Source organism: Riemerella columbipharyngis (assembly GCF_900101995.1).
Lineage (GTDB): Bacteria > Bacteroidota > Bacteroidia > Flavobacteriales > Weeksellaceae > Riemerella > Riemerella columbipharyngis.
In genome coordinates this window covers 1-12,833 of the sequence record NZ_FNAS01000002.1, presented here as the reverse complement: position 1 = coordinate 12,833, position 12,833 = coordinate 1, and the positions used below count along the sequence as shown (strand labels likewise).

Here is a 12,833-nt window from a genome sequence, read left to right as displayed (position 1 = left end):
GGCAAAAGTAAGGATTTTTTAATCAATAAATTAGAGATTACTGATTTTTTATTTTCAGTCGTTTTTTTTATCTAATCTATCCCATATTTAGGAAAAAGATGAAAAATGAGTTGCTTCAACAAAAAACAACTCATTTTATATATTTTGATTGAGGCTTAAAATCTAAAACTTATATCCTACTCCGAAAGAGAATGTTCTATCAGAGCTTGGCATTATCCCACCCCAATAGCTATATCTTTTTGTAAAATATTCTCTATCTAAGATATTCTGCATATTGAAGTTAAAGTTTATGTTATTTAAGTCATAATTGATTGTACCGCTTAGAATATTATATCCTGGTATTTTACCATGATTTCCATCTGCAGAAATAGGAGTACTGTTATCGTTGTCAGCATATTGTTTAGCAGTATAAGAGTCATAGATATTGATGGTAAGCAAACCATTTCCTAATGCTGTTTTAAATTTGGCTCCAGGGGTAATCATAAAATCGGGAGCATATGGTAGTCTATTTCCTTTGAAATCTCCATTAGAAAATGTAGCTTTCTGTAATGATCCATTTACATAGAATGAAAAGTAGTCCGTAGGTTTTACATTCATTACAAACTCTATCCCTCTGTGGAAACTTTTACCTGCATTGTCCGGAATTCCGTTTACACGAACGATCTTGTTATTGAAATAAAGAAGATATCCCGTTAAATCAAAACCTAACCAATCCGTAGGTCTTGTTCTTACACCTATTTCATAATTGTCAGATGTTTCCGCTTTTATGAATTTTCCGGCTGCCAATACTCTTGGGTCCGTTGCCAAGCCGGAGCTTGGAGGTTGATAACCTTTAGACAAAGTAGCATAGAACTCTGTGTTTTTAACACCTTGATAAACAAATCCTAATGAATAAATAAAACTATCACTATGAGCTTTTGTTCTTGTGCCTGAAGTAAGATTATTCGTTCCATATTTCACATAAGTATAGCGTAATCCGGGATTTATAATGAAATCCGGACGTAGATAGAATTGATCATATACATAAGCCTCATATACATTAGTATTTCCATCATTTCCATTCTGGAATATACCTGAGCGAGCATCTTTATCTTGCCCTTGAACCATTCTATTTCTAAAAATATCAGTATGATACCTCAATCCAAACAAGAAATTGTTTTTGGAATCCCATAATTGATTTGTATTTTTATAATCTACATAGGTTCCAAAAGAAGGAATATTTCTAAGTATTCCGGTATTTTTATTCTGTCCTAATACAGACCTGTCCGAACCTATCCACCAATCTCTTTGGAAATAACCACCATAAAGAACGGCAGAGAGGGTATTGTTTTCATCAAGATGCCTTGTATAGGTCATATTAGACATAAATCTTTTGGCAAGGAAGTTATCATGGTCATGAACAGCTAAAGATTGTCTTGGATCTTCAGCATATTGTTTAGCATTAAGCCCTCCAGGGGTTTTAGAATTTTCCCAGAAAGTGCTAAAATAGAATTTAAATTCATTTTTATTATCTGGTCTAGCTGCTAATGAAACGGTAAAATCATCAGTACTGAACTTAGAGTTACTTTTACGTGAACCATCACTTTGTCTTCTATTGTATCCTACATAGTAATTAAAAGTATTGGTTCCACCACCAGCCTCAGCACCAAAGTTAAGACTGTTGTAATTTCCATATGAAAGATAAACTCTCTTATAAGGATCGTAGGCTCCACTTTTAGTAATAATATTCATTACACCACCGATAGAACCACCTCCATATAAAACAGGCGAAGCTCCGCGAATGATTTCTATTCTTTCTACAGAGGCGGCCGGAACCATCGTATATTCGCTCATAGAACTATAGCTTTCACCCAACGGTATTTTACCGTCAATCAAAGTAAGTAGTGCGGAAGAACGCCCCGGATCTAACCCTCTAAGTCCTATACTTGGTTTTATACCTCTGCCATCTTCATCTACAAAATTAGCTCCTGGTATTAGGCGCATTGCATCTCCCACGGATTGAATACCTAACTCTTTAAATGTTTTTTGACTTACGGTACTTACAGAGCCGGCATAATTTTTTATTTTTTCTTTAGCTCCGGTAGCTGTAATTACAACTTCTTTAATTTCTTTGTTCTTAATAGAGTCTTGTTTTATTTGTGCAAAACCCTTCGCACCAAGAACCACTAATACAGCAGAAATCATTAGAGTGTTCTTTTTCATAATGTTTATTAATTTTGATTTCGGGGATCAAATTTACATTAATTTATAACTGGTCTAAATTTAAAAAAAACAAATAACGTTTGTCATGTTTTATATAAAGATTCCGATTCAGAAAGGGATTAATTAATTTTTAAAGCAACGGTATCACACGCTTTATCAAGTATTTGGAATACTTTTTCAAAGTCATTGATATCACCGTAATAAGGATCCGGGACTTCAGCGTCATTATCTAAAATGAGCATTATTTTATCCTTTTGTTCCTGATTTTCTGCCATTGCTAAGACATTTTTGTAATTATTTTTGTCCATACAATAGATGCGGTCAAAATAATTTAAATCCTCCTTAGTTATAGGTCTAGAGCGGTGCATACTGATGTCTATGTTGTGGTTTTTAGCCACTTCTATAGAGCGGTAATCGGCTTTTTCGCCTTCGTGAAAGTTTATAGTTCCCGCAGAATCTACCAAATGTTTATCATTTATTTTACTTCTAAGAATACCTTCTGCCAATGGACTTCTACAAATATTACCGAGGCAAACCATTAGTATTTTCATAAACTCTATTATTAAAATGAAAAAAGGAATTTTCTAAACCTTAGCCTAAAAAATTCCTTTTTCGCAATGATATCAATTTATTTTTTAATCTTCATTGTCAATTCTTTCATATATTTCTTCATCTGTTTATCGACTTCTATTCCATCTTTTATGGTTTTGCAGGCGTGCATCACAGTAGAGTGGTCTTTTCCTCCCATTTCGGTGCCTATTTTGGCGTAAGTGGCATCTGTAAACTCTTTGGCAAAATACATTACAAACTGTCTTGGTAATGTAATCTCCCTTTTTCTTGTTTTGGAGTAGAGCTGTTCTCTTTTGATACCGAAGTAATCGCACACCACTTCTTGTATATATGGTATGTCAATAATTTTCTTTTGATTGCTGGCTATTTTATTGATAACATCTTTCAATAAGTCTAATGTCAAATCAGATTTATATATTGTAGAATAAGCAATCACAGAATTTATCACACCTATCAACTCTCGTACATTAGACTGTACTTCTCCCGCTAAAAAATCCACAATATCCTCACTCAGCTGGATGCCGTCTCTGTCTAATTTGTTATTAATGATTTTCTTCCTTGTTTCAAAGTCAGGTGATTTGATATCTACGGTAAGCCCCCATTTGAAGCGAGAAATCACACGCTCTTGAATATCTATGATATCCGCAGGTGCTTTATCCGAAGTGATGACAATCTGCTTCCCATTCTGGTGCAAATAATCAAAAATATGGAAGAAAGACTCTTGGGTAGCCGGTTTACCTGATAAAAACTGAATATCGTCTATAATAAATACATCTACAATCTTGTAGAAATCCATAAATCCGGCTTTATTTTTTTCTTTACTTTCTTTGATGAAATGCTGAATAAATTTTTCCGAAGAAACATATAGAACTACTTTATCAGGAAAATTATTTTTTACCTCCAGTCCTATAGCCTGTGCGATATGGGTTTTTCCTACCCCTACCCCTCCGTATATGAACAATGGGTTAAATGAAGTTTCACCAGGTCTTTTGGCAATGGTTTTAGACACCGTAGTGGCAAATCTATTGCTTTCGCCTTCGATAAAGTTATCAAAAGAGTGTATAGGATTTAGATTAGAGTCTATTTCCATTTTTTTTATTCCCGGCATCACATAGGGCGTGGATATTTTCCCTGAGTAAGCGGGGGGCACTACTTTCTGCACTTTAGGCACAGGCGTATTGATTCCTTTTATATTATGGAATACCGGTGCTTGGTTTTCCGTGGATTTTTTTTCTAAAATAGAATACCAAAGTTTAACACCTTTTCCAATATTTTTTTTGAGCGCCGCAGAAAGTAGAGGAATATAATTTTCCTCTATATATTCTTTGTAAAAATCACTCGGAACTACCAAAGTGAGATTTTTATCCGTGAGGGACAATGGATAGACTTTATCAAAAAGTATATCAAAAGAATCTTTTAGTTTACCAAAATTTTCGGCATTTTCCATAGCACCGAGATTATCTCTCATAAATTGAAGACAATTATTCCAGATAAGATTTAAATTTTGGCTCATTTTCACTTGGTTAAATTGATTAGTTTTACTGAAAATTTTGTACGACAAATATCTAAAATAAAAAAACTAAAAAAAAATTTTGCACCCTTGATTATTAAAAAATATATTTGTATAGAAAAACAAATCGACAAAGAAATGATACACACAAAACATTGTATAAGAGTAAGATATGGAGAGACTGACCCTATGAAGTATGTTTATTATGGTAATTATGCCGAATATTTTGAAGTGGCGAGGGTGGAACTTTTTCGGAGTATAGGCATGGCATATAGTGATATAGAGCATAGAGGAATTTGGCTACCCGTTTCTGAATATAAAATCAAATATCTGAAGCCTGCGCTTTACGATGAAATTTTAGAAATCCATACTTACATAAAAAAAATACCGAGTGTAAGAATTGAGTTTGAATACGAAATTTTTAACTCAAAGGGAGAAAAAATTACCCAAGCCCAGACGACATTATTTTTTATGGACGCTGAAAAACAAAAAATATGCAGATGCCCCGATTTCTTAACGGAACTAATGCTTCCTTATTTTAAGAGTTAATCAATTTCCGTACCGCTTTTTACTTCGTAAGGTTCTTTTCCTTGCTCAAATATTCGGGTAAGGTGTAATCCTTCTACGGTAATTTTATTCCCTATCCTCCGTACCCAATTGCCTTCTCTCAGTCCTACCACTTTTGTATTGTTTTGAACTAAAAATTCTTTAATGCGCGTTTCTCTTGTTTCCCCATTATGTTTCAGCTCCGGAGTCGGATCCAAATAATGAGGATTAATATTGAAAGGAACAAGCCCCATACATTCCAGACTCGGTGGATATACGATAGGCATATCATTAGAGGTTTTCATATTCAGGCCTCCTATATTACTCCCCGCGCTGGTTCCTAAATATGGTTTTCCGGATTCCACATTTTTTTTCAGCAAATGCATTAATTTATTTTCGTAAAGCATTTTTACCAAAAGAAAAGTATTTCCCCCTCCCGTAAAATAGGCTTTACTGTCATCAATAGCTTTAGCCATATCCTGAAATTTATGGAGACCTCTTACTCTTATATTAATTTTCTGAAAAAATTCGGAAGCGATTACCGTATATTCATCGTGAGTAATTCCACTGGGTCTCGCAAATGGGATAAACAAAATTTCATCTATCCCCTGATAAAGTTTAACGAGTTCATCTTTTATATAATCAAGATATTGTCCCCCGAAAAGCGATGATGTAGAAGCTAAGATGATATTCATAGTAGTGTCTGTTTTAGAGCACAAAAGTAAAAAATAATCTGTAAAAAATTGGCTAAAAATCCATAATCTCTTTTACAATTTTACAAAAATTTTGATGAACAAACATACGCCGCCCCCTATTAGCCCTAACGGAAAAAGTACTATTGCGAATATAGATTATTATCACTATTTTTGCATTTCTAAAATATTTTATAAAAAATTATGGATACGGTATTCACATTATTTATGGTTCTTATTGTTATAGCTTGTGTACTATTAGTAGTTATCATTATGGCACAAAACCCAAAAGGAGGCGGTCTCTCAGGGACTTTCGGAGGGGCATCTTCTGCGTCTTTTGGGGTACAGAGAACCAATGATTTTATGGAAAAAGCCACTTGGTCTTTAGGGATTACAGTTGTTGTTTTGGTTATTTTAAGCATCGCTCTTACAGGAAAGCCAATAGTAAACCAAGTTTCAAGTTCTAAATCTCAAGAGCAAACACAGCTTCCTCAAGCACCTCAGGCACCGGTTCAGACGCCTACTCAGACACCAGCTTCTTCGGGCAAGTAATATTTTGGTTTAAGATTTTGTTTTTGAATATTTGTTAAACATTGACACTAAAATATAATGCGCAAAAAGAAAAACATTATCTTAGAAAATATAAAACTTACGACTGCCGGAGCCAAAGGCGTGTCTATAGGGAAAACAGATGATGGCAAAACGGTTATCGTATCGGGTGCCGTGCCAGGAGATGTAGTAAACGCCCGCGTAAGGAAATCTAAAAGTAAGTACTACGAAGCCGAAGCTGTATCTTTTATAGAATTGTCCCCCGACAGAGTATCGCCGGAATGTACGCACTTTGGCGTATGCGGAGGCTGTAAATGGCAGAATTTAAGCTACAATAAGCAATTAGAGTTTAAGCAAAACGAAGTTCTAAACAATATCAGAAGAATAGGTGGTATTGACGATTTCCAGACCTTAGAAATTTTAGGTTCTGCCCAGCAATATTTCTACCGAAATAAAATGGAATTTTCTTTTTCAGATGCCCGCTGGCTTACTTCTGAAGAAATTAACGCCGAAAATGAAATTTCCAATAAAAATGCCTTAGGCTTTCATATTCCCGGAATGTGGAGCAAAATATTAGACCTAAAAGAATGCTACCTGCAAGAGAGCCCTTCCAATGAAATACGCCTTGCCGTAAAACAATATGCAGATGAACATCATTTAGATTTTTTTGATGTAAAAAATCAAGAAGGATTTCTTCGGACACTGATGCTCAGACAAAATTCCAGAGGCGAATGGATGGTTCTTTTTCAATTCTTTAGAGAAGAACAAGACAGTAGAGAAGCTCTGTTTGCCTATTTATTGGAATGCTTCCCTCAAATCAAAACATTGGTCTATGCCATCAACTCTAAAAATAATGATTCCGTCTATGATTTAGATATAAAAACATTTTTCGGCAAAGGCTATCTGATGGAAGAGATGGACGGCTTAAAGTTCAAAATCGGACCTAAATCTTTTTTTCAAACCAATTACAGACAGGCATTAGAGCTTTATAGAAAAACATTGGAATTTGCCGACTTAAAAGGAGATGAAGTGGTCTATGACCTCTATACGGGAACCGGCACCATAGCCCAATATGTGGCACGAAAAGCTAAAAAAGTAATCGGAATAGAAGCCGTACAAGAGGCAATAGATGCTGCAACAGAACACGCCGCTCTCAACGGACTGGATAATTGTACTTTCTATTGCGGAGATATGAAAGATATTTTTACGGCTGATTTCCTCGAAAAGCATCCTCCGGCTGATGTCCTCATCACAGACCCGCCTCGGGATGGTATGCATACGAAAGTAGTGGAACAAATATTGAAACTTGCCCCAAAGAGAATTGTATATGTAAGCTGCAACTCTGCAACGCAAGCCCGAGATTTGGCTTTAATGAAAGGCCAATACAAAGTGGAAAAGATACTTCCTGTAGATATGTTCCCACAGACACACCATGTAGAAAACATTGCATTGCTAACCCAAAAATAACCAATATGAATCATCTGAAATTTTTTCTATTTACCATTATCGCTTCGCTGATGATTTATAGTTGTGCTAATGATGATGATATCTGTGAAAATGGACTGGGGACTCCAAGGCTTAAAATAAAATTCAAAACCGAAGAGGGTAAAATTACAAAACCAGACAGCCTATATGTAGGGGTAAAATTGGATAATACCGAAACGATAAAAACCATAGCATACGGCATTGCAAAACCGGACTCCGTATTAGTTCCGCTAAGGGTGGATGACAGTCCTTATACAGAAATATATGTCTCCACAAGAAAAACACAAATACCTTCTATTATCAAACTAAACTATACCCTATCCTCGCAGTATGTTTCTGTGGCGTGCGGACTGAGGCGGCTTTATGAGAATACAAGTGCCGTATTGGAACAAGCTTCTGCCGTAAGCAAAGTAGAAATGGTGCAAAAAAATATTACCGATGAAACACACACGCATCTATATCTTATTTTTTAGCATTGCAATGTCATTGGCGTTTGCTCAAAGTCAATTGCCAAAGGATAAGGATACGATTGTCAAAAAAAACAATTGGAGGTATACTCCTAACTTCTTAGTAGGTTTTAACATATTAGAAGCTGGATTGTCTTTCGGTTCAGAACAAAAATTCCAAGGGTATATTTCATCGGAAATAAAGGAAAATACAAATCTCATTGCTGAGGGTGGCTATGCAAAAAATAATTATAAAAAAAATTCTTATGATGCCTCAGCTAAAGGTATTTTCCTAAAATTGGGAGCGTTCTATATGCTTTCTACAGACTCTGAAAACAAGAAAAACGGATTCTATGTCGGTGGCAAAATAGGCGGCAGTTCCTACACTCAGGAATATTTTTCTCTGCCCGTAAAAGGTGCTGAAGGACAAGTATTCGGCGTAGCTTTCCCTGCTTCTCGGCAGTCTTCGTATTGGGTAGAAGCGATGATAGGCGGACGCGTACAGCTTTTTAAGTCCGATTTCTTTATCGATGTCAATGTACAGCCCCGTTATCTGATCTATACAACGAAACAAGATAAAATTTTCCCAATGATAGTTCCAGGATTTGGGAAAAGTTCTACGAAATTCGGTTTTGGCTATAGCTGGAATTTATCCTATTATTTCTAAGTTACAAGTCCTTAAATAAACTTTCGAGCATTACATTCGTTTGCATTGACAAGCTTTCCAAATCGCCATTATTATAAATAATGTAGTTGGCTCTTTTTGCTTTCTCCTCCTCGCTCATTTGCTTTTGGATAATATCTTTTACTTGGCTGTAAGTTTTGTGGTCTCGTTCCATTACCCTTGCTATCCTAATGGACTCATCAGCTGTTACCAAAACACTTTTGTAACAATTTTTATCCAAGTTCAGCTCAAATAAAAGTGCGGTCTCCTTAAAAATAAATTTTGATTGTTGAATATTCATCCAATGCTCAAAATCCTCTTTTACAGCAGGATGTATAAGTGTATTGAGCTTCATCAAAAGTGTATCGTCATTGAAAATTTTATCCGCCACCCATTTGCGGTTATAACTTCCTTCCTCATCATAAGCCTCATCCCCTAATAGATTGATGATTTCTGACTTTAAGATACTATTGTCATTTACTATTTCCTTAGCCCTAATATCAGAATAATAAACAGCGAAGCCCTTAGCCTCTATAAATTTAGCGACTGTAGTTTTCCCGGAACCTATCCCGCCGGTCAAGCCTATAAGATATTTCATCATCAATACCCAAACACTTCATTAAAACTAAATGTCTCATCTAAGCGAATGCCTCTCTCTGTCATTTTCAGTGTTGCTAATTCGTGGTAGGCGTCGTGTTCAAAGAAAAGAAGATATTCATTATCCACACATTGTTTCAGGAATTTTTCTTTTTCTTCCATAGTCAATAGAGGGCGGGTATCGTAGCCTACTACATAGACCAAAGGGATATGTCCTATTGTTGGGATAAGGTCTGCCGCAAAGATGATGGTTTTCCCTTGGTACTTCAGTATGGGAAGCATTTGTTTTTCTGTGTGCCCGTCGACAAAGATGATATCCATTTTCAAATCCGGTGCAAAGCCATAATTGCCGTTTACCGGTAGCGGCACAAAATTAAGCTGTCCGCTCTCTTGGATAGGCAGAATATTTTCTTTCAGAAAACTTGCTTTCTCTCTCGGATTAGGATTTACAGCCCAATTCCAATGATTTTGGTTACTCCAAAATTGGGCATTCCGAAATGCAGGTCTGTATCCCGTTTTATCATCATTCCACTCAATGGCTCCTCCACAATGGTCAAAATGAAGGTGCGTAAGGAATACATCAGTAATATCATCTCGCATGAAGCCATATTTTTTGAGGTTTTTGTCTAAGGACTCATTTCCCCATAGAGCGTAATGCCCAAAGAACTTTTCGTTTTGTTTGTTTCCAAGACCACAATCTACCAGAATGAGCTTTTTGCCGTCTTCTATAAGTAGAGAGCGCGTTCCTAAATCGATAAGGTTTCGTTCATCTGCCGGATTGGTCTTATGCCAAATCGATTTTGGAACAATGCCAAACATTGCTCCGCCATCTAATTTGAAATTTCCACATTGTATAGGGTATAGTTTCATTTTTTAATATGTGTTTTATATAAAGATTATTCTAATTTAATTTCAACTAAATTGTTTCTCGCAAAATTGATAACGATAGCTGAATATTTTGGTTAATTTATTTTTAATCATTTTTCCTGCCACCAGCCTTCCCAAAAGCCCCATTGGCAACTTAAAGAATATGAGGTCCGTCATTTTCACCTCGTCTTCCGACAATGGCTCAAAATGATGCTCGTGGTGCCATATTCGATAAGGACCAAAGCGCTGCTCGTCTATAAACAACTGCTTCTCTTTTACCAAAGTGATTTCCGTCACCCAACTGTGCTTCATCATGAGCAAAATTTCTATTTCGTAAGTGATGATTTGCCCTTGATAAGTCTTTGCCGGAAGATGGGGCGTTGTAATCTTAAACTTCAAGTCCTCGGGGGTTATTTTGTTTAAGTTTTCGGGATGAGAGAAAAAATCCCAAATCTCCGCTAAATTCCCCCGAAGCCGCTGTTCGCTCCGTAAAGTGTAAATGCCGGACTGGTATGCTATCTCTAATGCCATTTAGTCTGACTTTATTCTATTAAAGCAAATTTTCATCTACCATATTAGGTAGCGTTACTTTGAGTTTCGGTTCAGTTTCCATAGCACGTTTTATGGCAAAAATAGCTCCTTCGTTTCTTGCCCAGTTTCTTCTGGCGATACCATTGTTTACATCCCAGAAAAGCATAGATTTCAGGCGTCTGTCGGCATCGTCTGTACCGTCTAAAAGCATTCCGAAACCACCGTTAATCACTTCTCCCCAGCCTACACCGCCGCCATTGTGAATAGAAACCCAAGTCGCCCCGCGGAAGCTGTCTCCTATCACATTGTGAATCGCCATATCTGCAGTAAATCTCGAGCCATCGTAAATGTTGGAAGTCTCGCGATAAGGAGAATCTGTACCAGACACATCGTGGTGGTCTCTTCCCAATACCACAGGGCCAATCTCGCCGTTTCGGATAGCCTCATTGAATGCCTTAGCAATTTTGATACGTCCCTCGGCATCGGCATATAGAATTCTCGCCTGAGAGCCTACTACGAGATTATTTTCCTGAGCACCTTTTATCCATTGGATATTATCTGCCACCTGCTGGTGTATTTCCTCAGGAGAATTATCCATTATTTCGTGTAATACTTTAGTTGCAAGCTCATCGGTCTTAGCCAAATCTTCTGATTTGTCGCTTGTACAAACCCAGCGGAATGGTCCGAAACCATAGTCAAAGCACATAGGTCCCATAATATCTTGCACATAAGACGGATACTTAAATTCCTTGCCGATAGTAGGATGTGCTGCCAATACATCTGCTCCGGCACGGCTTGCTTCCAATAAAAAGGCATTTCCATAATCAAAAAAGTAAGTCCCTTTCTCCGTATGGCGACCGATGGCTTTCACTTGTCTGCGAAGGCTTTCTTGGACTTTTTCTTTAAACAATTGAGGCTGGTGTGCCATCATTTTGTTAGACTCCTCAAAGGACTGCCCTACAGGATAATAACCACCTGCCCAAGGATTGTGCAAAGAGGTTTGGTCTGAGCCTATATCTATTTTCAGGTTTTCATCTGCAAATTTTTCCCAGACTTCCACCACATTACCAAGATAAGCTAAAGAAACGGTTTCTTTTGCAGACTGGGCTTCCCTTACTCTTTCTACGAGTTTATCGAGGTTTGTATGGATTTCGTCTACCCATTTTTGTTCGTAGCGAATTTTGGCAATTTTAGGATTGACTTCGGCACAAACGGTTACGCAGCCTGCAATATTACCTGCTTTGGGCTGGGCACCACTCATTCCGCCCAATCCAGAAGTTACAAACAAACCGCCTTTAGGGTCTTTTTTTATTTTTCGGAAAGCATTCAGCACAGTGATTGTCGTCCCGTGCACAATGCCCTGAGGCCCAATGTACATATAGCTCCCCGCTGTCATTTGCCCATATTGGGAAACCCCTAAGGCATTGAATTTTTCCCAGTCGTCGGGTTTGGAATAATTCGGGATAACCATACCATTGGTCACTACCACCCTCGGAGCATCTTTATGAGAAGGGAACAATCCCAAAGGATGGCCGCTGTACATTACCAAAGTTTGCTCGTCCGTCATTTCTGAGAGGTATTTCATCGTGAGAAGATACTGTGCCCAATTCTGAAACACGGCTCCGTTTCCTCCATAGGTAATCAGCTCGTGAGGATGCTGTGCCACAGCGTAGCTCAGGTTATTCTGAATCATCACCATAATGGCTTTCGCTTGCAGACTGTTACCCGGATATTCGTCTATCGGACGAGCGTACATTTCGTAATCCGGACGAAAGCGGTACATATAGATACGGCCGTATTGCTCTAATTCCTGCTTAAATTCAGGGATTAGCTCTGTATGAAATTTTGGATCAAAATATCTGAGTGCATTTTTCAGGGCTAATTTTTTCTCTTCATCACTTAGGATATCTTTACGCTTCGGAGCGTGGTTGATATAATAGTCGTATTCTTTTGGCTGGGGCAGTTCATTGGGAATGCCTTGTTTTATTTGTTCTTGGAAAGTCATTGTCTTAATAATTTAAAGGTCGTGTTTTAAAAAGTATGATGATATAAAAATTTGACAATCAGGGAATAAAGTTGTATTTTTGTTGAATGTTAATAATAATTAAACTCCACTGCCCCAATTGTCAAGGTACAAAGATAGTCAAAAACGGAAACAAAAAGAACAAAAAGCA

Annotated in this window: 13 protein-coding genes; 5 read left to right on the top strand and 8 right to left on the bottom strand. The window is 37.2% G+C overall.

Going from position 1 to position 12,833, the window contains the following annotated elements:
• Window positions 1-162: 162 nt before the first annotated feature.
• From BLS89_RS01550 to dnaA, 3 genes are all read right to left on the bottom strand, one after another.
• Window positions 163-2,202, bottom strand: coding sequence for a TonB-dependent receptor family protein (locus BLS89_RS01550; protein WP_092735761.1), 2,040 nt, complete (start codon window positions 2,200-2,202; stop codon window positions 163-165).
• A 119-nt stretch (window positions 2,203-2,321) separates the two neighbouring features.
• A complete protein-coding gene (locus BLS89_RS01545; RefSeq protein ID WP_092735760.1) occupies window positions 2,322-2,753 on the bottom strand; it encodes a low molecular weight protein-tyrosine-phosphatase in 432 nt (143 codons plus the stop codon).
• A 77-nt stretch (window positions 2,754-2,830) separates the two neighbouring features.
• Window positions 2,831-4,285, bottom strand: coding sequence for a chromosomal replication initiator protein DnaA (gene dnaA, locus BLS89_RS01540; protein ID WP_092735759.1), 1,455 nt, complete (start codon window positions 4,283-4,285; stop codon window positions 2,831-2,833).
• A 135-nt stretch (window positions 4,286-4,420) separates the two neighbouring features.
• On the opposite strand from dnaA, the gene BLS89_RS01535 reads away from it, so the two are divergent.
• The gene (locus BLS89_RS01535; RefSeq protein WP_092735918.1) at window positions 4,421-4,831 is read left to right on the top strand and encodes an acyl-CoA thioesterase; all 411 of its coding nucleotides are present in this window, start codon (window positions 4,421-4,423) and stop codon (window positions 4,829-4,831) included.
• On the opposite strand, the gene pepE is transcribed toward BLS89_RS01535, so the two are convergent.
• Window positions 4,828-5,523 (bottom strand): dipeptidase PepE, encoded by a 696-nt coding sequence (gene pepE, locus BLS89_RS01530; RefSeq protein WP_092735758.1) that lies wholly within the window; start codon window positions 5,521-5,523, stop codon window positions 4,828-4,830. The two genes, BLS89_RS01535 and pepE, sit on opposite strands and share 4 nt — an antisense overlap.
• A gap of 201 nt (window positions 5,524-5,724) precedes the next feature.
• Between pepE and secG the strand changes: the two genes are divergently transcribed.
• From secG to BLS89_RS01510, 4 genes are read left to right on the top strand one after another with little or no spacing between them, the layout of a single operon-like run.
• Complete coding sequence (secG, locus tag BLS89_RS01525; protein ID WP_092735757.1) at window positions 5,725-6,072, top strand: preprotein translocase subunit SecG; 348 nt, start codon at window positions 5,725-5,727, stop codon at window positions 6,070-6,072.
• Window positions 6,073-6,129: 57 nt separating this feature from the next.
• Window positions 6,130-7,536 (top strand): 23S rRNA (uracil(1939)-C(5))-methyltransferase RlmD, encoded by a 1,407-nt coding sequence (gene rlmD, locus BLS89_RS01520; protein ID WP_394330505.1) that lies wholly within the window; start codon window positions 6,130-6,132, stop codon window positions 7,534-7,536.
• Between the two features lie 5 nt (window positions 7,537-7,541).
• A complete protein-coding gene (locus BLS89_RS01515) occupies window positions 7,542-8,027 on the top strand; it encodes a DUF6452 family protein (protein ID WP_092735755.1) in 486 nt (161 codons plus the stop codon).
• Window positions 7,993-8,667 carry a DUF6048 family protein gene (locus BLS89_RS01510; protein ID WP_092735754.1) on the top strand — a complete coding sequence of 225 codons (675 nt, stop codon included), beginning with the start codon at window positions 7,993-7,995 and terminating at the stop codon, window positions 8,665-8,667. The genes BLS89_RS01515 and BLS89_RS01510 overlap by 35 nt, the downstream gene beginning before the upstream one ends.
• 1 nt (window position 8,668) lies before the next feature.
• Here the strand turns inward: BLS89_RS01510 and coaE are convergent, their stop codons facing one another.
• From coaE to BLS89_RS01490, 4 genes are read right to left on the bottom strand one after another with little or no spacing between them, the layout of a single operon-like run.
• Window positions 8,669-9,262: a dephospho-CoA kinase gene (gene coaE / locus BLS89_RS01505; RefSeq protein ID WP_092735753.1), complete on the bottom strand. Its 594-nt coding sequence runs from the start codon at window positions 9,260-9,262 to the stop codon at window positions 8,669-8,671.
• Between the two features lie 2 nt (window positions 9,263-9,264).
• Entirely contained in the window at window positions 9,265-10,131 is an 867-nt protein-coding gene (locus BLS89_RS01500) for an MBL fold metallo-hydrolase (protein ID WP_092735752.1), read from the bottom strand.
• Window positions 10,132-10,173: 42 nt separating this feature from the next.
• Window positions 10,174-10,659 carry an SRPBCC family protein gene (locus BLS89_RS01495; protein WP_092735751.1) on the bottom strand — a complete coding sequence of 162 codons (486 nt, stop codon included), beginning with the start codon at window positions 10,657-10,659 and terminating at the stop codon, window positions 10,174-10,176.
• Between the two features lie 19 nt (window positions 10,660-10,678).
• Complete coding sequence (locus BLS89_RS01490) at window positions 10,679-12,664, bottom strand: urocanate hydratase (protein WP_092735750.1); 1,986 nt, start codon at window positions 12,662-12,664, stop codon at window positions 10,679-10,681.
• Window positions 12,665-12,833: the final 169 nt, after the last annotated feature.

Coding starts and splice junctions, on each gene's coding strand:
- BLS89_RS01510 (WP_092735754.1), top strand. CDS start 7,993: ATGAAACACACACGCATCTATATCTTATTTTTTAGCATTGCAATGTCA.
- BLS89_RS01535 (WP_092735918.1), top strand. CDS start 4,421: ATGATACACACAAAACATTGTATAAGAGTAAGATATGGAGAGACTGAC.
- BLS89_RS01545 (WP_092735760.1), bottom strand. CDS start 2,753: ATGAAAATACTAATGGTTTGCCTCGGTAATATTTGTAGAAGTCCATTG.
- coaE (WP_092735753.1), bottom strand. CDS start 9,262: ATGAAATATCTTATAGGCTTGACCGGCGGGATAGGTTCCGGGAAAACT.
- pepE (WP_092735758.1), bottom strand. CDS start 5,523: ATGAATATCATCTTAGCTTCTACATCATCGCTTTTCGGGGGACAATAT.
- BLS89_RS01515 (WP_092735755.1), top strand. CDS start 7,542: ATGAATCATCTGAAATTTTTTCTATTTACCATTATCGCTTCGCTGATG.
- secG (WP_092735757.1), top strand. CDS start 5,725: ATGGATACGGTATTCACATTATTTATGGTTCTTATTGTTATAGCTTGT.
- BLS89_RS01490 (WP_092735750.1), bottom strand. CDS start 12,664: ATGACTTTCCAAGAACAAATAAAACAAGGCATTCCCAATGAACTGCCC.
- BLS89_RS01550 (WP_092735761.1), bottom strand. CDS start 2,202: ATGAAAAAGAACACTCTAATGATTTCTGCTGTATTAGTGGTTCTTGGT.
- rlmD (WP_394330505.1), top strand. CDS start 6,130: ATGCGCAAAAAGAAAAACATTATCTTAGAAAATATAAAACTTACGACT.
- BLS89_RS01495 (WP_092735751.1), bottom strand. CDS start 10,659: ATGGCATTAGAGATAGCATACCAGTCCGGCATTTACACTTTACGGAGC.
- dnaA (WP_092735759.1), bottom strand. CDS start 4,285: ATGAGCCAAAATTTAAATCTTATCTGGAATAATTGTCTTCAATTTATG.
- BLS89_RS01500 (WP_092735752.1), bottom strand. CDS start 10,131: ATGAAACTATACCCTATACAATGTGGAAATTTCAAATTAGATGGCGGA.